Origin of the sequence: Microbacterium sp. H1-D42, assembly GCF_022637555.1 — a bacterium.
GTDB lineage: Bacteria > Actinomycetota > Actinomycetes > Actinomycetales > Microbacteriaceae > Microbacterium.
Map to the genome: position 1 here is coordinate 1721574 of NZ_CP093342.1, position 24570 is coordinate 1746143.

The window sequence follows — 24570 nt, forward strand, 5'->3', positions numbered from 1 at the left end:
GGCGCTTCGCTGTTTCTGGGCTTCAGGAGAACATCTGACGGAGCACGTCGATGTCGCCGGTATCGATGTGCTCCTGAATCCTCGCGACGAGCGCGGGGTCATAGAGCATGCCCGACAGCGTGTCGGTCCACATCCTGCGCACAGCAGCGATATCTCCTGCATCGGCCGCCACACCCATCGCCTCCAGTGTGCTCTGGTACGGGATCTGCTTGAACCCGGCGGGCGCGGCGGCCGGACTGTAGTAGTCGATCTGCGGGAGGGCCGGGTCACGGTAGATCCGCAGCACCTGACCCGGATGGATCGTCCTGGTGTGGTTGAGCGCCGCGAGCGTGCCCGCATCCCGGAGGCACAGGCGTGCGCCGATCGCGTCAGGCGCGTCGCCGCTCGCGACGGTGTAGGTCACGATGCGTCCCTCGGCATCGCTGCCCACCGTGCCGGCGGCGAGCTCGCGTGCGCCCTGATCGACGATCTCGTTCGTGACGTCTGGACTTGCCATGCCGACCGCGATCCAGCCGGACTTGTCGCACGGATCGACGGGAGCAGTGTCCACCGGGGCGGCCGCATCAGCCGCCGGCTCCGCGCCGACCGGATCAGCCGAGGGATGCACTGCCTGCTCTTTCGGCACGGGTGCGAGAACAGGGGTGGGCGTGGCGCTGCACGCGGCGAGCATCGCGGTGAGCACGATCGTGGATGCTGCGGCGAGCGTGCGAGTCATGGCTGTCACCTTGGCAGGTGTCAGGGTGAAGTTCCACTCCCGCGATACACTGGGCGGATGCGCACGGGCACCCCGCCGTGCGATCGCCGAGTCGCGGAGGAGCGTCCATGCCGATCCTGCCGAGTATCACCGGTCCTCGAGACCTTGATCGCCTCTCACCGGAAGAGCTCACCGCGCTTGCGGCTGAGGTCCGCACATTCCTCGTCGAGAATGTCGCACGAACGGGCGGGCACCTCGGGCCGAATCTCGGCGTCGTCGAGCTGACGATCGCCCTGCACCGGGTGTTCTCATCGCCCGATGACCCGATCATCTTCGACACCGGTCACCAGTCGTACGTGCACAAGCTGCTCACCGGGCGGCAGGACTTCTCGCAGCTGCGCTCCCGCGGCGGGCTCGCGGGTTACCCGCAGCGCTCCGAGAGCCCGCACGACGTCGTCGAATCGTCCCATGCCTCCAGCTCGCTGAGCTGGGCCGATGGCGTCTCACGCGCGCTCACAGCGACGGGCAGAGCCGATCGGCACGTCGTGGCCGTCGTCGGCGACGGTGCCCTGACCGGCGGCATGACCTGGGAGGCGCTGAACAACATCAGCGATGACAACGACCGCAATCTCGTCATCGTCGTCAACGACAACGGCCGCTCTTACGCCCCGACGATCGGCGGCATGTCGCGCTACCTCAACCGCGTGCGCACGGCCGCCGCGTATCGCGATCTGCACCAGAAGTCCGACCGGCTGTTCCGGGCGTTCGGGCCGTTCGGGCGTGCGATGTTCCGCGGTGTGCGCGGTGGCACCCACGGGTTCCTGTCGCGCTTCACGAACAACGTCGCCCTGTATTCCAATCTCGACATCAAGTACCTCGGTCCGGTGGACGGTCACGACATCCCCGCGCTGCTCGAGACGCTCGAACTCGCCAAGGCCTACGGCGCCCCGGTGATCGTGCATGCGATCACCGAGAAGGGTCGCGGCTACCAGCCGGCTCGCGACGACACGGCAGACCAATTCCACGCCGTCGGACGCATCGATCCGAAGACGGGTGGAGCGCTGTCCTCGTCGTCCGGCCAGTCGTGGACCTCGGTTTTCGCCGATGCGCTCGTCGATGTCGGTGCACGCGAAGACAAGGTCATCGCGATGACGGCTGCCATGCTGCGTCCGACCGGTCTTGCCTCCTTCGCCGAGCGGTTCCCCGACCGGGTCTACGACGTCGGCATCGCGGAGCAGCACGCGGTGGCATCGGCCGCCGGCCTCGCCTTCGGCGGTCTGCACCCTGTCGTCGCCATCTACGCCACCTTCATGAACCGCGCGTTCGACCAGGTGCTGATGGATGTCGCACTGCACAAGGCCGGAGTGACGTTCGTGCTCGATCGCGCCGGCGTCACAGGGCCGGACGGCCCCAGCCACCACGGCGTCTGGGATCTGGCGATGCTGCAGCTCGTCCCCGGCATCCGCATCGCCGCCCCGCGTGACGCGGTGCGGCTGCGTGAGCTGCTCGATGAGGCTGTCGCCGTCGACGACGCACCGACGGTGATCCGCTACCCGAAGGGCGACGCCCCACACGAGATCATCGCGGTGGAGCGTCTGGCTGACGGCACTGATGTGCTCGCCCGCCGCGGTGACGAGGACGTGCTGATCGTGGCCATCGGCTCATTCGCCGAGATGGGTCTGGACATCGCCGAGAAGCTCGACGCGCACGGCATCGGCGCGACCGTGATCGATCCGCGCTGGGCGGTGCCGGTGCAGCCGGCGGTCGTCGAGCTCGCACGCCGTCACCGCCTGGTGATCACCCTCGAGGACGGCATCCGCGTCGGCGGCATCGGCACGCGCGTCCGCCAGGTGCTGCGAGAGGCCGGCATCGACACGGGCGTGGACGAACTGGGACTGCCCGATGAGTTCCTCGATCACGCGACGCGCGATGAGATCCTGAAGGATGCCGGCCTCACGGCCGAGAAGATCGCGGCCGATGTCGTCGAGCAGGTCAGCGGCACGCGTCTGCCGGTCGCGAAGGCTCCGGGGCAGACCGGTGTGATCGACCTGCCGCTGCACGGCAGTCGCTGAGCCCTCGGGCCGGGCCCGTAGCGGCGGTCAGTCGACGAGCTCCTCGGCGATGATCCGCTCGATGACGGGCAGGCAGCGCTCGCGATCCGCGTCGACGAGTCCGATCCGCGTGCGTCGATCGATGACGTCGTCAGTGCTCAGCGCGCCCTCGGCCTGCACCGCGAAGGCGATATCAGCGCGCGTGATGTCGATGCCCTCGGCGATGCCGGCGCCGGACCCGGCCGAAGCGGGCGCCCCCGCCACGAGGCGCAGCTCGGCGGTGCGCGATGCCGGCGCTGCGCCGCCGAGTCGCGCCCGCACCGCAAGGTCGACGGCATCCTCGGCCATCCGACGGTATGTGGTGAGCTTGCCGCCCAGCACCGCGATGGCACCCGAGTCGGATGCCGTCACCAGATGCTTCCGGGAGATGTCGGCCGTGGCGGCTGAACCGCTGTCGATGAGCGGGCGGAGACCTGCGAAGGCGCCCCGCACGCGATCGCGGCCGATCGGTGCGTCGAGCACCCGGTTGAGGCTCGCCAGCAGGAACGCGATCTCGGGTTCCGACGGCTGCGCGACCAGGGGGATCGGGCCGGGGGCTTCCTCATCCGTGAGCCCGACGATGATCCGCCCGTGCTGCTGCGGCAGCGCGAACACATATCGGCTGATCGATCCCTCATGCGGGATCGTCAGCGCCGCCGTCGGCGACCCGAGGTCGGCGGCATCCAGCACGATGTGCGTCCCGCGACTGGGGCGCACCGTGATCGACTCGTCGAGTGTCCCCGCCCAGACGCCGGCCGCGTTGATGACGGCCCGCGCGCGGATCTCGAACTGCTCGCCCGTGAGCGCATCCGACACGGTCGCGCCGTCTGCGCGCAGCTGCAGAGCGCGAGCACGAGTGAGGATGCGAGCGCCGAAGGCAGCGGCGGTGCGAGCGACGGTGACCACCAGGCGCGCATCGTCGACGAGCTGACCGTCGTTCGAGAGCACACCGCCGCGCAGCCCATCTGGCCGCAATGCCGGCGCCAGGCGCCGTGCGGTGCGTGCCGTGACGAGTCGGGGGCCAGGCAGCACTGAGCGGGGCGTGCGGGCGCGCATGCGAAGCAGATCGCCCATGCCCATGCCGACGGCACCCGCCACCCGCTGATTCAGGGTGACGCCGGGGACGAACGGCAGCAGCTGCGCCAGGGGATGAATCAGATGCGGGGCGATGCGCGTCATCAGCAGGTGGCGCTCCTGTGCGCTCTCCTGCGCGGTCGCGAAGTCGCCGGTGGCGAGGTAGCGCAGCCCTCCATGCACGAGCTTCGAGCTGAACCGACTGGTGCCGAAACCGAGGTCCTCGGCTTCGATGAGCGTGACGCTCAGCCCGCGCGAGGCGGCATCGAGCGCGACGCCGGCGCCGGTGATGCCACCACCGATGACGAGCACGTCGGTGGTCTGGTCTGCGGCCTCGATCAGCTCGCGACGCCTCCGAGCCGCGTTGAGATCGGCGGAGTGCGGGGCAGAGGCGGGGGAGAGGCGCGTCATGGTCGCAGATGTCCGTCGACCGCTGCGCGCAGTTCGCGAGCCCAGCCCGCCTCGTCGATGAGTTCGGCGACGGTGCCGTGCGAGAGCACCGCAGACTGCACGATCAGCAGCAGCATCACGGCGATCTGCTGCGGATCACCACTGCGCACCGACCCACCGGACTGCGCGGATGCGATCGCGTCGGCCAGCCAGCGCAGGATCACCCGCTGGCTGGAGCCGACCCGCTGCAGCGTGTAGCGGGTGAAGCTCTCGGGCTCATCCTCGAGCAGTCGTGCGTAGACCGGATCGGCGCGGAATCTGGTCGTGAAGGCGAGAACGTCGTCGACAAGCTCGGCGCGTGTTCCGACGGGCGAGGGGAACGCCTCGAGGATGACCATGACCCTGCGACCCAGCGCCGAGCGCACGACGTCGTCGGCATCGCTCCACTGCCGGTAGATCGTCGGGCGGCTCAGCCCTGACTTCCTGGCGAGCTCAGCGATCGTGACGCCGTGCACGCCGCGGCGCTGCATGAGGGCGTCAGCCGCGTCGAGGATCCGCGCCGGGGTGCTGTCCCCGGGCGAGGCGGCGTCCGCACCGGCCGTATCTGCGAGTTGACGTTCTTCCATGATGTGTCACACTGTAACGCATGGAGCAAGTGACGGACACTGCAGTCCCGCCGATGCGATGGAACGGCTGGGGCGACCCCGCCAAGGCCAAGGATCTGCCCTTCGCGGTGCGCAGCCTCATCCCGCTGCTGCTCGGCCGCATCAAGCGCCCTGACGCCGCAGCGATGCTCGAGGAGGTCCGCATCCCGGCATCCGCTCTCGATGCAGCCGACCTCGATGCGCTGCGAGATGCCGTCGGGGCCGACCACGTCGACACCAGCGCCGAGGCGCGCATCCGCCACGCCGGCGGACGCTCCACACTCGACCTGCTGCGCCGCAGGCGGCATGAACAGGCCGCTCCCGATGCTGTCGTCCGACCGGCGTCGCACCTCGAGGTGCGTGCGGTCCTCGACCTGGCGGTAGCGCGTGGCATCGCCGTGATCCCGTACGGCGGCGGAACCAGTGTCGTCGGTGCGCTCGATCCGGAGCGCGGAGCGCACCGAGCTGTCATCAGCCTCGACCTGCGGCGGCTGAGCGGCCTGCTGCGCTTCGACGAAGTCAGCGCTGAGGCGGTGCTCGCGGCCGGCACGGCGGGCCCCGAAGCCGAAGCTCTGCTCACCGCACACGGATTCGAACTCGGGCACTATCCGCAGAGCTTCCGCTACGCCACCATCGGCGGGTTCGCAGCGGCACGCTCGTCCGGGCAGAACTCCGCAGGATACGGCCGCTTCGACACCATGGTCACTGGCATCCGCGTCGCCACCCCGACCGGCGACATCGAACTCGGACGCTCGCCTGGCACCGCCGCCGGGCCCGATCTCATCCGGGTGTTCCTGGGCTCTGAAGGCGTGTTCGGCGTCATCACCGAGGTGCGGGTGCGCGTGCATCCGATCCCGCGCGAGCGGGTCTTCGAGGCCTGGACGTTCCCCGACTTCACCACCGGCGCCGACGGTCTGCGCCGCGTCGCGCAGCAGGGCGGCGGCCCGACTGTCATCCGCCTCTCTGACGAGGCAGAAACCGCCGTGAGCCTCGCGCAGGTGGGCAAGATCGGCAAGGCGCTCGCGAAGGGAGCGAGCGCGATCACGGTCTACGAGGGTGACGACATCCCCGCTCGCCGTGCACGCACGACGGCCCTGCTGCGCGCTGCCGGAGGCACCTCGTCCGGTGAGGGCGCCGCCGAAGACTGGCTGGAGGGCCGCTTCGACGGCCCGTACCTGCGCGACTCCCTGCTCGACGCCGGCGTCTTCTGCGAGACGCTCGAGACCGCCACCACCTGGTCGAACCTCGCCGAGCTGCGCGCAGCTGTCGAAGACGCCCTGCGCACCGGATTCTCGGATGCCGGGGCGAAGAGCTACGTCATGTGCCACGTCTCGCACGTGTATCCCACCGGCGCTTCGCTGTACTTCACCGTGCTGGCCGGCGTGCGCGGCGACCAGCTGGCGGCGTGGGAGCCGGTGAAGGCGCGCGCGAACGACGCCATCCTGGCCGCCGGCGGCACCATCAGCCACCACCACGCAGTGGGGCGTGACCACGCACCCTGGCTCGCCGAGGAGATCGGCGACACGGGCATCCGCATCCTCACCGCCATCAAGCGCGAAATCGACCCGACCGGCATCCTCAACCCCGGCGCGATCATCCCGGTTCCGGTCGCGGAGCCGCTGGCGTGAGCGCGTCGCCTCGCGTCGCGTTGCTGGCGAATCCGCACTCCGGCAAAGGTCGTGGGCGTCGCGCCGCCGATGACGCCATCGCGACGCTGCGGGCGCGCGGCGCCGAGGTGCAGGTGTACGCGGGGGAGTCGCCTGCCGATACGCGCAGGCTCGCCGAGGTCGCTCTGGCGTCCGCACCGGACGTGATCGCGGTGGTCGGCGGTGACGGCACGCTCTCCGGGATCATCGACGTGCTGGCCGCGGGTGACGTGCCGATCGCGCTCATCCCTGCCGGGACGGGCAACGATCTCGCCCGCGCGCTCGGCCTGCCGCGCGGCGACGCCGCTGCGGCCGCAGGGCTCGCGTTGCACGGGCATCCGCGCGTCATCGACGTCGGCGAACTGCACAGCGAGGGCCGGACGACCCCGTTCCTGTCCGTGGCGGCGCTCGGCTTCGACGCGAAGGTGAGCGATCGCACGAATCGGCTGCGCTGGCCGCGCGATGCGCTGCGCTACTACCTCGCGCTCGTGATCGAGCTGATCCGCCTGACGCCGATGGACTTCCGCGTCGCCGTCGACGGCGAGCCGGCGGCGTCAGCGCCCGGCACACTCATCGCGGTCGGCAACACCGCCAGCTATGGCGGAGGGATGCCGGTCTGCGTCGGCGCAGCGCCCGACGACGGTCTGCTCGACGTCGTGCACGTGGTGCCGCTCACGAGAATGCGTCTGCTGCGGCTGTTCCCGCTGCTGCTGCAAGGACGTCATCTGACCCGGCCTGAGGTCATCCACCGGCGAGCCCACACCGTGGAGGTCTCAGCCCCAGGGCTGGTCGTCTACGCTGACGGCGAGCGGGTCGGATCGGGCGAATGTCGGGTCACAGTGCGACCAGCCGCGCTGCGGGTGCTGGTGCCGGCGACGGGAGGAGACGCGGATGCCTGATTTCGACGTGGACGTGGCGATCATCGGCTCCGGATTCGGTGGCTCGGTGGCCGCCCTGCGGTTGAGCGAGAAGGGCTACCGCGTGCGCGTGCTCGAGGCCGGTCGCCGCTTCGAGGACGACGACTTCGCGAAGACATCCTGGGATGTGCGCCGGTACCTGTGGGCGCCGAAGCTCGGTTGCCATGGCGTGCAGCGCATCCATCGACTGCCGCACGTGATGATCCTCGCCGGCGCAGGCGTCGGCGGCGGCTCGCTGAACTACGCCAACACGCTCTACGAGCCGGGCGATGCATTCTTCACCGACCCGCAGTGGCCCGCGGACGTGCCGTGGCAGCACGAGCTCTCGCCGCACTACGCGACGGCGAGGCGGATGCTGGGTGTCGTCGAGCACTACCCGCACACGGGCCCCGTGGAGCGGATCATGCGCGGCGCCGCCGAGGACCTCGGCGTCGAGGAGACCTTCCGCCACGCGCCGGTCGGGGTGTTCCTGGGGATGCCGGGGGTGACGGTGCCCGATCCGTTCTTCGACGGCGAAGGTCCCTCCCGAACCGGCTGCACGCTGTGCGGCAACTGCATGGTGGGCTGCCGCGTCGGTGCGAAGAACACGCTGATGAAGAACTACCTGGCACTCGCCGAGCGACGCGGTGTGGTCATCGAGCCGCTGCGCACCGTGACCGAGGTGCGCGAGCATCCCGACGGCGGCTACCTGGTCACCACCGAGCGCAGCGGCGCCTGGGTGCGGCGCGAACGCCGCACGATCCGCGCAGAGCAGGTCGTGTTCGCCGCCGGCACGTGGGGCACGCAGCAGCTGCTGCATCGCATGCGGGCATCCGGTGCCCTGCCGCGCATCTCGGATGCTGTCGGCCGCCTCACCCGCACCAACTCTGAAGCCCTCGACGGGGCTGTCGCGACCCGCGTGCCCGAGACCGCGCAACTGGCGCAGGGCGTCGCGATCACGACGTCATTCCACGTCGATGAGCGCACGTACGTCGAGAACGTGCGGTACGGCCCGGGGTCCAATCTGATGGGCGCGCTCGCTACGGTGTTGGTGCCAGGGGACCGGGGGCTCGTGCGGCGCCTCGGCGCGCTCCTAGGGAGCGCTGTGCGGCATCCGATCAGACAGTTCCGGCTGGGCTCGCTGCGCCGCTGGAGCGAGCGCGGCATCATCGCGCTCGTCATGCAGACCGCCGACAACTCGCTGACGCTGTCACTGCGGCGCCGGTTCGGGCGCGACGTGCTGACCAGCCGTCAAGGGCACGGCGAGCCCAACCCGTCGTTCCTGCCGCAGGCGCACGTGGCCGTCGAGGCCATGGCTCGTCGGATGGAGGCCGAGACGGGCGTGCCGTCGGATGCCCGCGGCTCGTGGCCCGAGGTCTTCGGCATCCCGCTGACAGCGCACTTCCTCGGCGGAGCCGTCATCTCGGGCAGCCCAGAGACCGGTGTCATCGACCCGTACAACCGCGTCTGGGGGCACCCTGGCCTGCACGTCGTCGACGGCGCGGCCATGCCGGCGAATCCCGGAGTGAACCCCTCGCTGACGATCACGGCCATGGCCGAGCGGGCGGTGTCGCATTGGCCCGTCCGGGGTGCCGCTGACGCGCGCCCTGCCCAGGGCTGAACGTCTAGAAACGGCGACGCCCCGCCTGACCTTCTCGGTCAGGCGGGGCGTCGGTGTCTGCGGATCAGGCCTGCAGATCAGGCCTACGCGATACCGCGGATCGGCGGGTTGTGGAACGTGCCGCCGAAGGCCCGCTCGGACGCGCCCTCACGGTCGAGGTACGGCGATGCGCCGCCGTCGATGAACGGCCAGCCGGCGCCCAGGATCAGGCACAGGTCGATGTCTTCGACCTCTGGCACGACGCCCTCGTCCAGCATGATGCGGATCTCCTGCGCCAGGCCATCCTGCACTCGCGTGAGAATCGTCGACGCGTCGGCGGGCGACGAGCCCACCGCGCCCTTGAGCGCCTTCTCCGCAGCCTTGGTCCAGCCGGTCACGCGACCGCCCTTGTCCTTCTCGACGACGGAGTCCAGCGCCGCCAGGGCGTGGAAGTTCTCGTTCGCGTAGAAGCGCTCGGGGAACGCGCGCACCATCGTGTCCTGCACGTGCGCTGCCACCTTCCAGCCGACCAGGTCGATCAGCTGGAACGGACCCATCGGCAGGCCGAGCGGACCGAAGGCCTTCTCGACGTCGGCGATCGGGGTGCCCTCGTAAACGGCACGCGCGGCCTCGCCCATGACCTTCGCCAGCAGGCGATTGACCACGAAGCCGGGGGCGTCTGCTGTGAGCACGGCGTTCTTGCCGAGGCCCTTGGCGACCACGAAGGCGGTCGACAGCGCAGCATCCGACGTCTGCGGCGTCTTCACGATCTCGATGAGCGGCATGACCGCCACCGGGTTGAAGAAGTGGAAGCCGACCAGACGCTCGGGGTGAGCGAGCTGAGAGCCGATCTCCTCGACGGACAGCGACGAGGTGTTCGTCGCGAGAATCGCATCCTCAGCAATGATCTTTTCGATCTCGCCGAAGACCTGCTGCTTGACGCCGACCTCTTCGAACACGGCCTCGATCACGAAGTCGCAGTCCGCGTACAGGGACTTGTCGGTGGTGCCGGTGACCAGCGAGCGCAGCTTGTTGGCGGTGTCGCCGTCGAGGCGACCCTTCGCCTCGAGCTTGCCGATCTCCTCGTGGATGTACGCCACGCCCTTGTCGACGCGTGCCTGGTCGAGGTCCGTGATCAGCACCGGCACCTGCAGCCTGCGCACGAACAGCAGCGCGAACTGGCTGGCCATCAGGCCGGCGCCGATGATGCCGACCTTGGTGACCTTCTTCGCCAGGGCCTTGTCGGGTGCGCCGACCGGGCGCTTCGCGCGCTTCTGCACGAGATCGAACGCGTACATCGAGGCAGCGAACTGGTCGCCGGTGACGAGCTCGGCCAGTGCCTCGTCCTCACGGGCGAAGCCTTCGGCCTTGGTGCCGCTCTTGGCCTTGTCGAGCAGGTCGAGTGCGGCGTACGGCGACCGGGGAACGGTGCCGATCTTCGACTCGAGCATGTTGCGCGCCATCTTGATGGCGACCGGCCACTTCACGGTGCGCTCGATCTTGCCTGGCTGGTTCTTGCGCTCAACCTTCTTGCCGCCGAGCACCGCATCCGCCCAGGCCAACGAGTTCTCGAGGAAGTTCGATGCGGGGAAGATCGCATCCATGAGTCCGAGCTCGAAGGCCTGCTGCGGCTTCAGCATCCGATTCTGCTTCAGCGGGTTCGAGATCACGACCTCGAGTGCGTTCTCGATGCCGATCAGGTTCGGCACCAGGTAGGCACCGCCCCAGCCGGGGATGATGCCGAGGAAAACCTCGGGCAGCGCGAGGGCGGCGGCCGAGGAGTCGACAGTGCGGTACGTGGAGTTCAGCGCGATCTCCATGCCGCCGCCGAGGGCGAGACCGTTCACGAACGCGAACGAGGGCACGCCGAGGTCGGACAGCGAGCCGATCACCTTGTGGCCGAGCTGCGCGATCAGACGGGCGTTGTCCTTCGAACCGACCTTGCTGATGTCGGAGAGGTCGGCACCAGCGGCCAGGATGTACTGCTTGCCGGTGATTCCGACCGCCTGGATCTCGCCGGCCGCAGCCCGAGCCTTCAGCCCGTCGAGGGTCTCGCCGAGCTCGGTGAGAGTCGCCGGTCCCAGTGTGTTCGGACGGGTGTGGTCACGGCCGTTGTCGAGCGTGATGAGGGCGAGCACCTTGCCGGACGCGAGGCGCACATCGCGCACGGGGGAGTGCGTGATCACCTCGTCGTCAGTGAGGGCCATGATCGGCGAGAAGTCGATGTCGTCGTAGCTCACTTCTTCTTCTTTCCGTCGAAGAACGGGTTCTCCCAGATGACCGAGCCGCCCTGGCCGAGGCCGACGCACATCGCGGTCAGGCCGTAGCGCACGTCTGGGCGCTCGGCGAACTGCGCGGCGAGCTGGATCATCAGACGCACCCCTGATGCCGCCAGCGGGTGACCGAGGGCGATCGCGCCGCCCCACTGGTTGACCCGAGGGTCGTCGTCTGCGATGCCGAAGTGATCGAGCAGCGAGATCACCTGGATGGCGAACGCCTCGTTCAGCTCGAACAGGCCGATGTCGGCGATCGTGAGACCGGCCTTCTTCAGCGCCTTCTCGGTCGACGGGATGGGGCCGATGCCCATGATCTCGGGCTGCACACCGGCGAAGGCGAACGAGACCATCTTCATCTTCGGCGCGAGTCCGAACTCCTTCACAGCGCCGCCGCCGGCCAGCAGCGACATGGTCGCGCCGTCGGTGAGTGGGGAGGAGGTGCCCGCCGAGACATTGCCATGCGGACGGAACGGCGTCTTCAGCGCAGCCAGGTCCTCCATGGTGGTCTGCGGGCGGCGGCCCTCGTCCTCAGTGGCGAGGCCCCAGGCGCCGTCGGCGCCCTTGATGGCCACGGACACGAGGTCGGGCTGGATCTTGCCGGCGTCGTACGCCGCCTGCACCTTGTGCTGGCTGAGCATGCCGAAGCGGTCGGAGCGCTCCTTGGTGAGGTGCGGGAAGCGGTCGAAGATGCGCTCAGCCGTGACGCCCATGTTCAGCGCGCCGGGGTCGACCATCTTCTCGGCGACGAAGCGCGGGTTGGGATCGGCGTTGGCGCCGATCGGGTGGTGACCCATGTGCTCGACACCGCCGGCGATGGCGAAGTCGTACATCCCGATGCCGATCGATGCGCCCATCGTGGTCACACTGGTCATGGCTCCGGCGCACATGCGCTCGACAGCCAGGCCTGGCACCGACTGCGGAAGCCCGGCGAGGATGGCGACGGAGCGACCGAGGGTGAGCCCCTGGTCTCCGGTCTGCGACGTCGCGGCGATCGCCACGTCGTCGATGCGGTCGGCCGGCACTGCGGCGTTGCGCTCCATCAGGCCGATGGTCGCCTTCACGGCGAGGTCATCAGCGCGGGTGTTCCAATACATGCCCTTTTCGCCGGCGCGCCCGAACGGGGTGCGCACTCCATCGACGAAGAAGACGTCCGAGATCTCGGCCACTCTGCCTCCAAAGGTTGGGGATTGACCCCAGCCTAGGAGGCGGCGCGGAGCGCACGGCATCGGTTGGGTTGAATCTACGAAGCCGTCTCGTCGGCATCCGACGACGTTTGCGGCCCTTCTACAAAAGCATCGGCGATCTTCTGTGCAGTATGCGCAACCTGCCAGGGCCGCGCACCGAGGTCGGTCAGTGCCGCGCCGATGGCGTCGGCCGTGAGTGCGGGCGGATGCCACGCGACGCGTCGCAGAAAATCCGGTGTCAGCAGGTTCTCGGTCGGCATGTGCAGTTCTTCGGCCGTCGCCTCGACGAGCGGGCGCGCGGCCTTCAGCCGCAGGTCCGCCTCGGGGTTGCGATCCGACCACGCGCGTGGCGGCGGCAGAGCATCGCTGGGCACGCGCTCGCGAGGAAGCTGCTCGGCGGTGCGACCGCTCTCGATGGCATCCCACCAGCGATCCAGCTGGGTGCGGCTGGCACGACCGTTGAACTCCTTCAGCGCTGCCAGCGCCTGTTTGGACTGTGGGGCTGCGAGCACCGCGGCGAGCAGCGACCGATCGGGAACGAGCCTGCCCGGCGAGACGTCCATCTGCTGCGCATACTCCTCGCGCGCCGTCCACAGCGAGCGCGCCACGGCCAGCTGCCTGGCGCCGCGCACCTTGTGAAGACCGCTCAGACGTCGCCAGGGCTCGTCACGGGGCGGCTTCGGTGCGCGATGCAGGGTGGCATCGAACTCCTGATCGGCGAACTCGGTCTTCTGCGCGTCGCTCAGCTCGCCGGCGAGCACGTCGCGCACATCGATGAGGTGCAGGACGTCGAGTGCGGCGTACTCGAGCCACGGCTCGGGCAGCGGCCGGGTGGACCAGTCGGCCGCAGAGTGCGCTTTGGCGAGTGTGATGCCCAGCGCGTGCTCGACGACCGCTGCCAGCCCGAAGCCATCGCTGCCGAGCAGCCGGGAGGCCAGCTCGGTGTCGAAGATGCTGGGCGGCTCCAATTCGAGTTCGCGCAGCGAGGGCAGATCCTGACTGGCGGCGTGGAAGACCCACTCGGTGCCGCCGATGGCGTCCTGCAGCGGCGCGAAGTCACCGATCGCCGGCGGATCGAAGAGGAACACTCCCGCGCCGCGGCGGAAGACCTGCACCAGGTACGCGCGCTGCGAGTAGCGGAACCCTGAGGCGCGCTCGACGTCGACGGCCACCGGGCCAGTGCCCTCGGCCAGGGATCGGGCGGCGTCCTCGAACTCCGTGCGGTCGCTGATCACGGAGTATTCAGCCACGTCCGCCCTTTCTCGCGCCGAACACGGCGACATCCTCTGATCCTGGCGGAAGCCCTGCCAGCATTCCCACCAACTCTGCCCATGCTTCCACATGCGGGCGCAGTGGAGCATCCGGAGTCCACGACGCACGCAACTCGATCTGCGCTCCGTCGCCCTCGTCGGCGAGGCCGCCGAAACCCTTCGACAGCATCTTGGTCGACGTGCCCGAGGCGGCGTGATAGATCGCGTCACGGGAATCGAGGGCATCGACCAGCCAGGACCACGCGACATCGGCGAGCAGCGGGTCCGTGCCGATCTCGGGTTCGAGCGGCGCCTGAGCGAAGGCGATGACGCGCCACGCTCCGTTCCAGGCCGACGGCTCCTCTGGGTCGTGCAGCAGCACGAACCGCCCGGTGCCGTACACCGAGTCGCCGTGGTCATCCGGTCGCACATCGGCGGCGAGCGCCAGCGAGAATGGCGCGAGCCCACTCGGAGAGGGGATCTCGCGCACGACGATATCGGCGCGGAACGGCGTCGATCGCAGTTCTGCTGCGGCCGCTTCGAAGAGGGCGGCGGCATCCGGGGGTGCGCTCACGTGGACAGGCTAGAGTCAGGAGGCGATGAAGAGTCTCAGGCACGCCGTAGCCATCGCCGTCCCTGCCGTGATCGCAGCGGGTGCGGCGGTCGCCTTCGCGGTATTCGCGACCGCCCGACGGGTGGTGACGCCGACCGCGCGTCTGAACGACGTCGAGATCCTCGCCGTCGACACCGGCGCGCAGACGATCGAACTGACGCGCACGCCTGATACCGAGCTGCCTGGCCGCTATGGGCTCTTCACCACTGGCACGTACGGGTACGTCAAGCTCGGCGCGGTGCTGAGCGCGGATGCACGGACTGTGCGCCGCAAACTGCTGACGCAGGTCGAGCCGGGCGCGAACGTCGACCGCGCTGCCGCCTTCAGCGGCTGGTACTACGTCACGCCCAGCGAGCTGCATCTGCCATGGGAGAGCGTGCTGATCGGCTCGCCGGCAGGTCCCTGCCCTGCATGGCTCTTCCCAGCGGAGTCGTCGACCTGGGTCATCCAGGTGCACGGTCGCGGCACCACACGGTCGGAGTGCTTGCGTGCGGTGCCCGTTCTGCATGCACTCGGCCTGCCGAACCTGGTCGTGTCGTACCGCAACGACGGCGAAGCGCCGCGGTCGCGTGGCGGCGTCTACGCGCTCGGCGCGTCGGAATGGCACGACGTGGATGCTGCGATCGGCTACGCCCTGCGACACGGTGCTGAGCGGGTGGTGCTGATGGGCTGGTCGATGGGCGGAGCGCTCGTGCTGCAGACTGCTGTCTCTTCGGTGCACCGCGACGTGATCGCCGCAGTCATCCTGGACTCGCCGGTGGTCGACTGGCGCACGGTGCTGCGGTTCCAGGCGCGCGAAGCCGGTCTGCGCGAACCGCTGCCCGCCCTGGCGATGGGAGCACTGGAGAACAGCGTCACCGCGCGCCTGAGCGGCGCCGAGGGCGCGATCCCGTTCGATCAGCTGGACATGGTGGCGCGGGCATCCGAGCTCGACGCGCCTGTGCTCATCCTGCACAGCGAGGATGACGGCTTCGTGCCGGCCGACGCATCGCACGCCCTCGCCGCGGTGCGCCCCGATCTGGTCACGATGCCGTCGTTCACGGTCGCCAGGCACACTAAGATCTGGAACTACGACGAGACGGGCTGGACCACGGCTATCGCGGATTGGCTGCGCGCACAGGGAATCGTGGACGACGGCGTCTAGCGCTTCTGTGCGACCTGGTTCTTCGCGCGCATCAGCATCCCCGTCATCCCACCGATCCGCAGCGGCGAGACGAGCTTGGTCAGCCCGATCGTCTGCGGGTAGTCGTTCGGGATCGCCAGCACCTCATCAGCGGTGAGTCCGGTGATGCCCTGCGCGAGGATGCTGGCGAAGCCGCGCGTGGTCGGCGCCTCCGGCGGTGCGGTCGCGTGCATCGCCACCACACCGTCGTTCACCTCGATGTTGATGAACACGGGCGACTGGCACTCGGCGACGCGCTCGTACATCTCCGGATGATCCGCGAGATGTGCGGGCACCGCAGGCAGCTCGTTCGCGAACTCGAGCAGCAGCTCGAGCCGGTCGGTCTCGGGCGTATCGAGGAAGTCGTCGCGGAACTCGGCGAGCGTGGCGGGAACGTGCGTGTCAGTCATCCCTGCAATTCTCCCACGCCGAGCCGCAGGAGGGCTCGGCGTGGGCGGCAGTCAGAGCGAGCCCGGCTCGGTGCCGGTGGCGATCGGCACGCGCACGGCGCTGCCCCATTCGCTCCACGAGCCGTCGTAGTTGCGCACGTTCTCGAAGCCGAGCAGGTGCTGCAGCACGAACCAGCTGTGACTGGAGCGCTCACCGATCCGGCAATAGGCGATGACGTCATCGCCGGGCTTGAGGCCGGCGTCACCCAGGTAGATCGCCTCGAGCTCGGCCCGGGGCTTGAACCCGCCGTCCTCGGCGACAGCACGCGCCCACGGCACACTCTGGGCCGTCGGGATGTGGCCGCCGCGCAGCGCGCCCTCCTCGGGGTACGCGGGCATGTGGGTGCGCTCGCCCGAGTACTCCTCGGGGGAGCGCACGTCGATCAGCGGGCCGCGGCCGATGAACGCCAGCACGTCGTCCTTGTAGGCGCGCAGCACCGAGTCGTCGCGCTCGACGACCGGGTATTCGGTGGCGGGCCGGACGGGCTTCTCGGTGGTGAACTCGCGCCCCTCAGCGATCCACTTGTCGCGGCCACCGTCGAGCAGACGCACGTCCTCGTGGCCGAACAGCGAGAACACCCACAGCGCGTACGCCGCCCACCAGTTGTTCTTGTCGCCGTAGATGATGATCGTGTCGGAGCGTGTGATGCCCTTCCGGCTGAGCAGCGCGGCGAAGCCCTCGCCGTCGACGTAGTCGCGCACGACGGGGTCGTTGAGCTCGGTGTGCCAGTCGACCTTCACCGCGCCAGGAATGTGTCCGGTCTCGTACAGCAGCACGTCCTCATCCGACTCGACGACGACCAATCCGGGGGTATCGAGATTCGCCGCCAGCCAGTCGGTGGTGACGAGGCGGCCAGGCTCGGCGTACTCGTTGAACTTGGCGGATGAGGTGTCGTGGTCGACGGTCACAGCTGCTCCTCTGGGTGCAGGACGCGGGGTGGGTGCGGTGACGGCGTAAAGTTGAGCCGTCCCCCTTCGACCATAGATCCCTTCCGGCATGCCCGCACTCGGATCGTAAGACTATGACTTCCAGGAACGTGATGACCCAGCAGCTCAGCACCGGCGTCGTGCATCTGACCGACCGCACGCCCGTCGTGACCGGAACCGAGATGCTGACCAGTCTCGTGCCGCCGCCGCAGTTCGACAGCGCGACGTTCGAGACCTATCGCGCCGACGACGCCTACCCCTCGCAGGAGGAGGCCAAGCAGACGCTGATCCGCTTCGCCGGCCCCAGCGAGCCGGTCAAGAAGGCCGGCCTGTTCCGCCGTGCACCGAAAGAAGTGCCGATGAAGCCCGGCGTCTACCTCGACGGCGGCTTCGGCGTCGGCAAGACGCACCTGCTGGCATCGATCTACCACGCCATGCCCGCTCGCCGTAAGTACTTCGGATCGTTCATCGAGTACACCGCCCTGGTCGGCGCCCTCGGGTACAAGAACACCGTCGATCTGCTGCGCGGAGCCGACCTGCTGTGCATCGACGAGTTCGAACTCGATGATCCGGGCGACACCATGGTGATGACCAGGCTGCTCGGCGAGCTCGTGGCATCCGGCACCAAGCTCGCGGCCACATCGAACACCCCGCCCAACGCGCTGGGCGAGGGACGCTTCGCCGCGCAGGACTTCCTGCGCGAGATCCACGCCATGTCCGAGGCGTTCCAGACTCTTCGCATCGACGGCATCGACTACCGCCAGCGCGCGATCGACGGCACCGCCGTGGTGCTCACCGACGCCGACTACGCGAGCGCGGTCGAGCAGTCGGCTGCTTCTGGCGCAGCATCCGACGACGACTTCTCGGACGTCATCCGCCATCTCGCCCAGGTGCACCCTTCGCGCTACATCCGACTGATCGACGGGCTCTCGTTCGTCGGTCTGCACGATGTGCGCGTACTCACCGACCAGTCCGAGGCGCTGCGCTTCGTCGCGTTCATCGACCGCGTGTACGACGCGCAGCTGCCCGTGGCGGCCACCGGAGTCTCGCTCGACGCCGTCTTCGCCGATGAGATGCTCGCCGGTGGGTACCGCAAGAAGTACCTGCGCGCGATCTCGCGCCTGAACTCCCTCACGCACTCGCTGCCCGACGCCGCGTAACCTGACGTTCACATTCGGGCGGCGTCCGTAACACACCCGCAACAACGCACGCCGCCGCCGGAAACACGGCGGTCGCAGACTGAGCCTCGTTCACACACGATGAAGGAGGTTGGGATGGATGCTGCGGGCAACATCTCCTGGGTGATCACGGCCACTGCGCTCGTGCTGCTGATGACGCCGGGAGTGGCGTTCTTCTACGGGGGACTGGTGAAGGCGAAGAGCGTCATCAGCATGATGATGATGAGCTTCGGGGCGATCGGTCTGATCGCGGTGCTGTGGGTGCTGTACGGATTCTCGATGAGCGCCGTCACAGACCCCACCCAGTTCGCCGGCAACCCGTTCGCCGACTTCGGGTTGGTCGAGACTGCCGCGGGCGACGGGGCGAATGTGGCACTGCTGAGCGTCGCCTACGGGGCGACCTTCGCGATCATCACGGTCGCATTGATCTCGGGGGCCATCGCCGACCGCGCGAAGTTCGGCCCTTGGCTGATCTTCGTCGGCGTGTTCGCCACGCTGGGGTACTTCCCGATCGCCGCGTGGGTGTGGGGCGGCGGCTGGATCATGAACCTCGGCACGACCCTGTTCGGTGCCGACAGCGGCATCGCGGTGATCGACTACGCCGGCGGCACCGCTGTGCACATCAACGCCGGTGCGGCGGCGCTCGCGCTGGCGCTCGTCCTCGGCAAGCGGATCGGCTTCGAGAAGGGCATCCAGCGACCGCACAACGTTCCGCTGACGCTGCTGGGCGCAGCGCTGCTGTGGTTCGGCTGGTTCGGGTTCAACGCCGGTGCCGAATGGCTCTCGGAGGACATGGGCAAGGTCGGGCTGATCGGCGTCAACACGCTGGGGGCTGCGGCAGCGGGCATCCTGGGCTGGATCCTCATCGAGCGGATCAAGGACGGCAAGCCGACGTCGGTCGGCGCTGTCTCCGGGCTCGTGGCCGGCCTCGTCGCGATCACGCCCGCCTGCGCGAATCTCACGCCGGGGTGGGCGCTGCTGCTGGGTGGTCTGGCCGGCATCGCCTGTGCTCTCGCCGTCGAGCTGAAGTACCGCTGGGGCTTCGACGACTCGCTGGATGTGGTCGGTCTGCACCTGATCGGCGGTCTGCTCGGAACGCTCTACCTCGGCTTCTTCGCCACAGGGCAGGGCCTGTTCACAGGTGGGGACTGGCGACTGCTCTCGGTGCAGGTGATCGCCGCCGGCGGAGTGCTGATCTACTCCTTCGTGATCGCCCTGGTGATCGGCTTCGCGATCGAGAAGACGATCGGGTTCCGGGTGACCAGTGAGGCCGAGGTCGCCGGCGTCGACCAGGTGGTGCACGGCGAGGCCGGGTACGCGCTGGTCGAATAGCGTCTCGGTAGGGTGGGCAGGTGAGTTCGAGCAAGAACATCCTGTCCACCCTTGTCGACGTCGTCGTTCGGATGCTGTCCCCGAAGCCGTCGGCGAGCACGCAGCAGCATTCCCCGCAGCCGACAGCCACACTGCGCCCCGAGGGGCGCAGCACGCGCACAGGCACCCGACGCGACGAGCAGGCAGAAGCGGGGCGGATGCCGGAGTCGGAGACCGTGCAGGTCGACCCCGAGCGCATCCACGACGTGGCAGTGAGCTACTCGCCATCGCGCAATGACGCCCCGGACTCGGGCGAGGTCATCTGGACGTGGGTCCCCTATGAGGAGAATGACGGCCGCGGCAAGGACCGCCCTGTGCTGGTGATCGGACGACACACCGACGATCGCGTGTACGCCGTGCGGATGACCAGCAAGCCGCACGACCGCGACCGTGACTTCCTGTCGATCGGATCGGGAGCCTGGGACGGGCAGGGTCGTGAGTCCTGGGTCGATATCGAGCAGCTGTACAGCGTGCACCACGACGGCATGCGGCGTGAGGCCGCCGTGCTCGACAGGGAGCGCTACGGGCGCGTCGCGCAGGCACTGATCTCGCGCTACGGGTGGGCTCGGGAGTGATGCGACCCCACCCGCGGCGATTCAGCGGGTCGGCACCTCGAACGTGAGCTGCAGTCGTGCGGAGCGGGGACGCAGGTGGAAGGCCGGCGCCGACACCGGCCCGCACGATCCGCTTCCCACGGCGTGCTGGGCGGCATCGATGCCCAAGAACGCGGTCTCGCCAGGCACGAGTTCGTGGATGTGGCCGGCCGCATCCAGCTCGGCGTTCGACCAGGCGCGCGCCGTGAAGCCGAACGTGCCGACTCCGGTGATGCGCATCGCCGTGCCGTCCGCCCACGTGAGGTCCACGGTGCGCACGTCGGAGCGGTGACCGTTCTCCTGCGGCACGACGTACGGCGCCTGCAGCTCGTCGAGGCTCGCCGTATGACGGGCGAGCCATACGGCCGCCCGGCTGTCCGGGTACGACTCGCCAGGTCCGAGGCCGAACCAGTCGGCGCGCTCGAGGACACCGGGGATCGCGAGGTCGAGTCCGAGTCGCGGCAGCGGCAGATCAGGCCACACGCCGACCGGTGACGCCGTGGCGTCGAGCCGGACGAGCCCGTCCTCAGCCGACCAGCGGTAGCGGACCTCGAAGCCGAAGCCCTGGCCGACCGGGGCGAGCCTGGCGCTCACCTCGATCGCGTCGTCGCCGATCTCGACCTGGCGCGGCCAGTGCAGCATCCGATCGTATCCGTATGTCCGCCAGCCGCTCCCAGGCGATGTGGGCTGCACGCTGTCGTTGTCGATCGGCGCGCGCCAGACCGACCATCGCAGGGCGTCGACGCGCAGGTCGCCGATCGAGAGCGGCATTCCGGTGCTGGCGCTGAAGGTCGCGGGACCGAATCGGACGAGCTCGGATGTGGTCACGGGGCGAGCGCCCGTGGTCGTTGCTGTGGCCGGTGCCCGGCGCGCGCGCAGCGGCAGGTCGGCCCTGGCGACCACGTGCTCGGCATCCGCCCACGTCGCGGCAGCGGTCAGCGAGGCCTCCACCCGCACTGCCGACTCGCCGTCCGGCGCGCTGCGCGCGGCATCGTCAGCCGCTGCCAGCGAGACGAGCGTCGATTCGCCTGGTGCCAGGGTGGGCACGGCGAGATCTCCGCGGCCGACTTCGCCGTGCGCGCCCTCGACGATCCAGCAGAAGCGCAGGTGCGCGGTATCGATGTGGTCGTACTCGCTCGTGATTCTGACGCCGCCCGTCTCTGCGACGATCCGGACCGGCTGGATCTGGGCAGCGTACTCCAGAAGGCCCGGCGAGGGCATCCGATCGGGAAAGAGCAGGCCGTCGAGGCAGAAGCGTCCATCGTGCACCGGCTCGCCGAAGTCGCCGCCGCATGCGTAGGTGCCGTCGACGCGGCGGATGCCGTGGTCGATCCACTCCCAGATGAATCCGCCCTGGCTGCGGGGGTGCGTCCGGAAGATCTCGATGTACTCGCCGATGCTCCCAGGACCGTTGCCCATCGCGTGCCCGTACTCGCACAGGATGAGTGGCTTGTCGACGACGTGCTCGGCGGGGAAGCCCCACATCGCTGGTGCCACGTCGCCGCGTGCGTACGCGGCGAACTCCTCGTACTCCGAGTACATCTTGCTGAAGACGTCGGATGCTGCCGGATCTCCCTCATAGTGCACCGGGCGTGCGGGGTCGCGATCCTTGGACCACTCGTACATCGCGACGAGGTTCCGGCCCTTGCCGGCCTCGTTGCCGAGCGACCACATGATCACGCTGGGAGAGTTCTTGTCGCGCTCGATCATGCGCTCGATGCGATCGAGGCACGCGTCCCGATAGAAGTCATCGTCGCTGGGGTTGCCGACCCAGTCGGCTTCGATGAAGCCGTGCGTCTCGTAGTCGGCCTCATCCATGACATACAGGCCGTACTCGTCGCAGAGCTCGAGAAAGCGCGGATGCGGGGGGTAGTGGCTCGTGCGGACGGCGTTGATGTTGTGCTGCTTCATCAGCAGCACGTCGGTGAGCATGTCGTCGTCGGTGAGCGTCCGCCCACGATCGGGGTGGAACTCATGACGGTTCACACCGCGCAGCATGATGGCTGCGCCGTTGACAGTGAGGATGCCCTGCGCGATGGCGATGGTGCGGAAGCCGGTGCGCAGCCGCACGGTCTCCTGGGGCGCGACGATCTCGACGTCGTACAGTCGGGGAGACTCCGCGGTCCACGGTTCGACCGCGGTCGTGACGGCCTCACCTGCGGCGACGTCGATTCCCAGTTCGGGGATGCGGATGCGCGTGTCGGCGTCACCGTCGACGGCGCATGAGAAGCTCCCGACGCCGTCTGCGTAGCCGGCGTGGATCTCGACGTCGCGGATGCCCCGGACCGGCCGCAGCTGCAGACTCACGCCGCGGAAGATGCCGGAGAGCCACCACTGGTCCTGATCCTCGAGGTAGCTCGCCGCGGACCACTGCCACACGCGCACCTGCAGCGTGTTGGAACCCTCGTGGAGCAGCGCGCCGATCTCGAATTCACTCGGCAACCTGCTTCCGCTGGAGTAGCCGATCTGCTGGCCGTTCACGGCGACCGTGAACCAGGAATCGACGCCCTCGAAGCGCAGCAGCACCGAAGCGCCCGCCCAGCCGTCTGGAAGATCGAAAGTTCGCCAGTAGTCGCCGACAGGGCCGTCCGGCACGTGCGGGGCATCCAGCGGGAACGGGTACACGTGATTCATGTAGGCCGGCGAGCCGTGGCCCTGCAGCTGCCAGTGACCCGGCACCTCGATCTCGTCGCCACCGGGGTTCGTCAGCCAGGTGGCATCGGTGTCGGGCACGCCGGCCGGGTGGTACGCGAAGGCCCAGGTGCCGTCGAGGCTGATGCTCGGCGCGTCCGAGCGCAGCCAGGAGCGGGGCGACTCGATGCCGTCGTACGGCTGGATCCTCCCCGTCTGCGCGGTTGTGATGAAGCGGGGCATGGTCATGACGAGGGAGTCTCCTGGAGGGCGAGGGCGAGGTCGTGGATCACGCGGCGGTAATGGCCCGGATCGGCGGGGAATACGTCGAGTGCGAGCGTTCCATCGGGGTCGGCGATCCGTTCTGCGCGAGCGGCGCCGAGGCGGTCGCGGACGGCCTGCAGCGCCCGAAGGTCGGTCATCGCCTCGGCGAACACCCTGTACCGGATCGAGGAGAGCGGCTCTCCGTGCGGGCCCGGGTAGACCAGGAAGGGGTCGCCGCCGGGGAACGCGCGGTCGGCGCACGTGTCGCGGAACGGGTCGATCGCCTTGCGCGATTTCGCCGAGTTGTAGAAGTTGAAGCCCCAGTGCAGGAAGCCGGATGCCCGTGTCAGAAACAACTGGGCGCCGATCACGCGGTTGCGGGCGGAGGGAAGTGCGATGAAGCGGTTGGACACGTCGGTGTCCTGCGCGACGCAGTAATACAGCCACGGCTGCACGCCCGCCTGCAGGAACGGCTGGGCGTGATCGGTCGCCACCACAGGGGTGGGCACCACGCCGCTCTCGTAGAGCTCGAAGTCGCTGATCGCGTCGATGATCGTGCATCCCTCGAGCAGGTCGCTGACGACTGCACGGGCGGCGCGGTAGCCCTCGAGATTGTCGCGCGTGGGTTCGTCGGAGATGTGGAAGTACACGTGATCCAATCCCCACTCGCTGTCGAGCACCTGCCGCAGCTGCGGAAGCAGCTGCTCGAGGAAGGCGCGGTAGCGCGGGTCTGTCGATGGGACGTGCCAGCCGAAGCGCAGTTCGAGGTCGTCGTCGGTCTGCACGTGGATGGCCGGCGTGGCATTCGCGCCCCACTGGGTGAACAGATGGGCGATCTCCAAGCGGTCGAAGCCGTGGCTGCGGCACAGGTCCATCCAGCGGCGCAGGGCGGAGAAGTCGAACTCGTATTCGTCGGTGCCGACGTCGCGGATGCCGAGCAGCTGGGTCGGCGTGCGATGCCCGCCGATGGCGGTGTCGAGCGGCGGCGTCCACACCGGCGTGAGGATCGTGTTGGCCTGGATGCCGCGCGCGGAGGCGAGGAAGCGGTCGACAACGGCCCAGTGCTCGTCGCCGAACACCTCGAGGCCGTAATGGTTCGCCAATCCGTCACAGTGGAACCATTGTGTGTTCGGGATCTCGAGCTCGGGGAGCGACTGATCGACGATCATCACGGGCACGGACAGCTCGGCGATGATCTGCTCACCGGCGTACACCCGGACGGCCGCGGAGTCGGCCAGCGCGGCAGCCTCGGGGTCAACCACCAGATCGACCCACAGTGCGCGCCACTGGGCGGCTACGGCGGTCACGCCGTCGGACTCGATCGGCAGCAGCAGGTCGGGGTACAGGCCCGGTGTGGTGTGCAGATACCCGGCATCCGCTCCAGGAGGGGCGGGATACTCGACCGGCACCAGCTCGACCGAGGTCGCCTGCGCGCTCACACCGGTGGGGGAGTCCACCTCGATCCGCAGACGCTCGGTGCCGGACACGGCCCCGATGGGCTGCCACCGCACGGCCACCTGGAATGACGCGGTCTCGCCTCGGAATCCGATCAGGGGCAGGTCCGTGTCGAAAGGACGGGGCTCGGCGGTCGGCTGCACTTTCTCGAGCGAGTCGCACAGCACGACCCGCCATGTTGAA

Annotated in this window: 19 protein-coding genes; 8 read left to right on the forward strand and 11 right to left on the reverse strand. The window is 68.8% G+C overall.

Annotated elements, in window-relative coordinates:
* Positions 1-22: 22 nt before the first annotated feature.
* Positions 23-715: a hypothetical protein gene (locus MNR00_RS08190; protein WP_241928655.1), complete on the reverse strand. Its 693-nt coding sequence runs from the start codon at positions 713-715 to the stop codon at positions 23-25.
* Positions 716-822: 107 nt separating this feature from the next.
* Between MNR00_RS08190 and dxs the strand changes: the two genes are divergently transcribed.
* Positions 823-2766, forward strand: coding sequence for a 1-deoxy-D-xylulose-5-phosphate synthase (gene dxs / locus MNR00_RS08195; protein WP_241928656.1), 1944 nt, complete (start codon positions 823-825; stop codon positions 2764-2766).
* A gap of 27 nt (positions 2767-2793) precedes the next feature.
* Here dxs and MNR00_RS08200 read toward each other — a convergent pair whose 3' ends face one another.
* Together MNR00_RS08200 and MNR00_RS08205 are read right to left on the reverse strand one after the other, a co-directional pair.
* Positions 2794-4269: a glycerol-3-phosphate dehydrogenase/oxidase gene (locus MNR00_RS08200; RefSeq protein WP_241928657.1), complete on the reverse strand. Its 1476-nt coding sequence runs from the start codon at positions 4267-4269 to the stop codon at positions 2794-2796.
* The gene (locus MNR00_RS08205; protein ID WP_241928658.1) at positions 4266-4874 is read right to left on the reverse strand and encodes a TetR/AcrR family transcriptional regulator; all 609 of its coding nucleotides are present in this window, start codon (positions 4872-4874) and stop codon (positions 4266-4268) included. The genes MNR00_RS08200 and MNR00_RS08205 overlap by 4 nt, the downstream gene beginning before the upstream one ends.
* 20 nt (positions 4875-4894) lie before the next feature.
* Between MNR00_RS08205 and MNR00_RS08210 the strand changes: the two genes are divergently transcribed.
* The 3 genes from MNR00_RS08210 to MNR00_RS08220 are packed head-to-tail and all read left to right on the forward strand — an operon-like array spanning position 4895 to position 9055.
* Complete coding sequence (locus MNR00_RS08210; protein WP_241928659.1) at positions 4895-6520, forward strand: FAD-binding oxidoreductase; 1626 nt, start codon at positions 4895-4897, stop codon at positions 6518-6520.
* Positions 6517-7437 carry a YegS/Rv2252/BmrU family lipid kinase gene (locus MNR00_RS08215; RefSeq protein ID WP_241928660.1) on the forward strand — a complete coding sequence of 307 codons (921 nt, stop codon included), beginning with the start codon at positions 6517-6519 and terminating at the stop codon, positions 7435-7437. The genes MNR00_RS08210 and MNR00_RS08215 overlap by 4 nt, the downstream gene beginning before the upstream one ends.
* A complete protein-coding gene (locus MNR00_RS08220) occupies positions 7430-9055 on the forward strand; it encodes a GMC family oxidoreductase (RefSeq protein WP_241928661.1) in 1626 nt (541 codons plus the stop codon). The genes MNR00_RS08215 and MNR00_RS08220 overlap by 8 nt, the downstream gene beginning before the upstream one ends.
* Before the next feature lie 83 nt (positions 9056-9138).
* Here MNR00_RS08220 and MNR00_RS08225 read toward each other — a convergent pair whose 3' ends face one another.
* The 4 genes from MNR00_RS08225 to MNR00_RS08240 all read right to left on the reverse strand — a co-directional run bounded on the left by MNR00_RS08225 (position 9139) and on the right by MNR00_RS08240 (position 14318).
* A complete protein-coding gene (locus MNR00_RS08225; protein WP_241928792.1) occupies positions 9139-11241 on the reverse strand; it encodes a 3-hydroxyacyl-CoA dehydrogenase NAD-binding domain-containing protein in 2103 nt (700 codons plus the stop codon).
* Positions 11242-11270: 29 nt separating this feature from the next.
* Positions 11271-12476 (reverse strand): thiolase family protein, encoded by a 1206-nt coding sequence (locus MNR00_RS08230; protein WP_241928662.1) that lies wholly within the window; start codon positions 12474-12476, stop codon positions 11271-11273.
* Positions 12477-12550: 74 nt separating this feature from the next.
* Entirely contained in the window at positions 12551-13744 is a 1194-nt protein-coding gene (locus MNR00_RS08235; protein ID WP_241928663.1) for an HRDC domain-containing protein, read from the reverse strand.
* Complete coding sequence (locus MNR00_RS08240) at positions 13737-14318, reverse strand: DUF3000 domain-containing protein (protein ID WP_241928664.1); 582 nt, start codon at positions 14316-14318, stop codon at positions 13737-13739. Before MNR00_RS08240 ends, MNR00_RS08235 begins: the two co-directional genes overlap by 8 nt.
* Positions 14319-14343: 25 nt before the next feature.
* Here MNR00_RS08240 and MNR00_RS08245 point away from each other — a divergent pair, with 25 nt between their 5' ends.
* The gene (locus MNR00_RS08245; protein WP_241928665.1) at positions 14344-15501 is read left to right on the forward strand and encodes an alpha/beta fold hydrolase; all 1158 of its coding nucleotides are present in this window, start codon (positions 14344-14346) and stop codon (positions 15499-15501) included.
* Here MNR00_RS08245 and MNR00_RS08250 read toward each other — a convergent pair.
* Both MNR00_RS08250 and MNR00_RS08255 read right to left on the reverse strand, forming a co-directional pair.
* On the reverse strand, positions 15498-15929 hold the full coding sequence (locus tag MNR00_RS08250; RefSeq protein WP_241928666.1) for a SufE family protein: 432 nt from the start codon (positions 15927-15929) through the stop codon (positions 15498-15500). The genes MNR00_RS08245 and MNR00_RS08250 overlap by 4 nt on opposite strands.
* A gap of 51 nt (positions 15930-15980) precedes the next feature.
* On the reverse strand, positions 15981-16877 hold the full coding sequence (locus MNR00_RS08255; RefSeq protein ID WP_241928667.1) for a sulfurtransferase: 897 nt from the start codon (positions 16875-16877) through the stop codon (positions 15981-15983).
* Positions 16878-17008: 131 nt separating this feature from the next.
* On the opposite strand from MNR00_RS08255, the gene zapE reads away from it, so the two are divergent.
* The 3 genes from zapE to MNR00_RS08270 all read left to right on the forward strand — a co-directional run bounded on the left by zapE (position 17009) and on the right by MNR00_RS08270 (position 20019).
* Positions 17009-18055: a cell division protein ZapE gene (gene zapE, locus MNR00_RS08260; RefSeq protein ID WP_241928793.1), complete on the forward strand. Its 1047-nt coding sequence runs from the start codon at positions 17009-17011 to the stop codon at positions 18053-18055.
* Between the two features lie 114 nt (positions 18056-18169).
* Positions 18170-19405, forward strand: coding sequence for an ammonium transporter (locus tag MNR00_RS08265; protein ID WP_241928668.1), 1236 nt, complete (start codon positions 18170-18172; stop codon positions 19403-19405).
* Between the two features lie 197 nt (positions 19406-19602).
* Positions 19603-20019 carry a type II toxin-antitoxin system PemK/MazF family toxin gene (locus tag MNR00_RS08270; protein WP_241928794.1) on the forward strand — a complete coding sequence of 139 codons (417 nt, stop codon included), beginning with the start codon at positions 19603-19605 and terminating at the stop codon, positions 20017-20019.
* Between the two features lie 21 nt (positions 20020-20040).
* Here the strand turns inward: MNR00_RS08270 and MNR00_RS08275 are convergent, their stop codons facing one another.
* Together MNR00_RS08275 and MNR00_RS08280 are read right to left on the reverse strand one after the other, a co-directional pair.
* On the reverse strand, positions 20041-22917 hold the full coding sequence (locus tag MNR00_RS08275) for a glycoside hydrolase family 2 TIM barrel-domain containing protein (RefSeq protein ID WP_241928669.1): 2877 nt from the start codon (positions 22915-22917) through the stop codon (positions 20041-20043).
* Positions 22914-24554: a DUF4091 domain-containing protein gene (locus MNR00_RS08280; protein ID WP_241928670.1), complete on the reverse strand. Its 1641-nt coding sequence runs from the start codon at positions 24552-24554 to the stop codon at positions 22914-22916. Before MNR00_RS08280 ends, MNR00_RS08275 begins: the two co-directional genes overlap by 4 nt.
* Between the last annotated feature and the right edge of the window lie 16 nt (positions 24555-24570).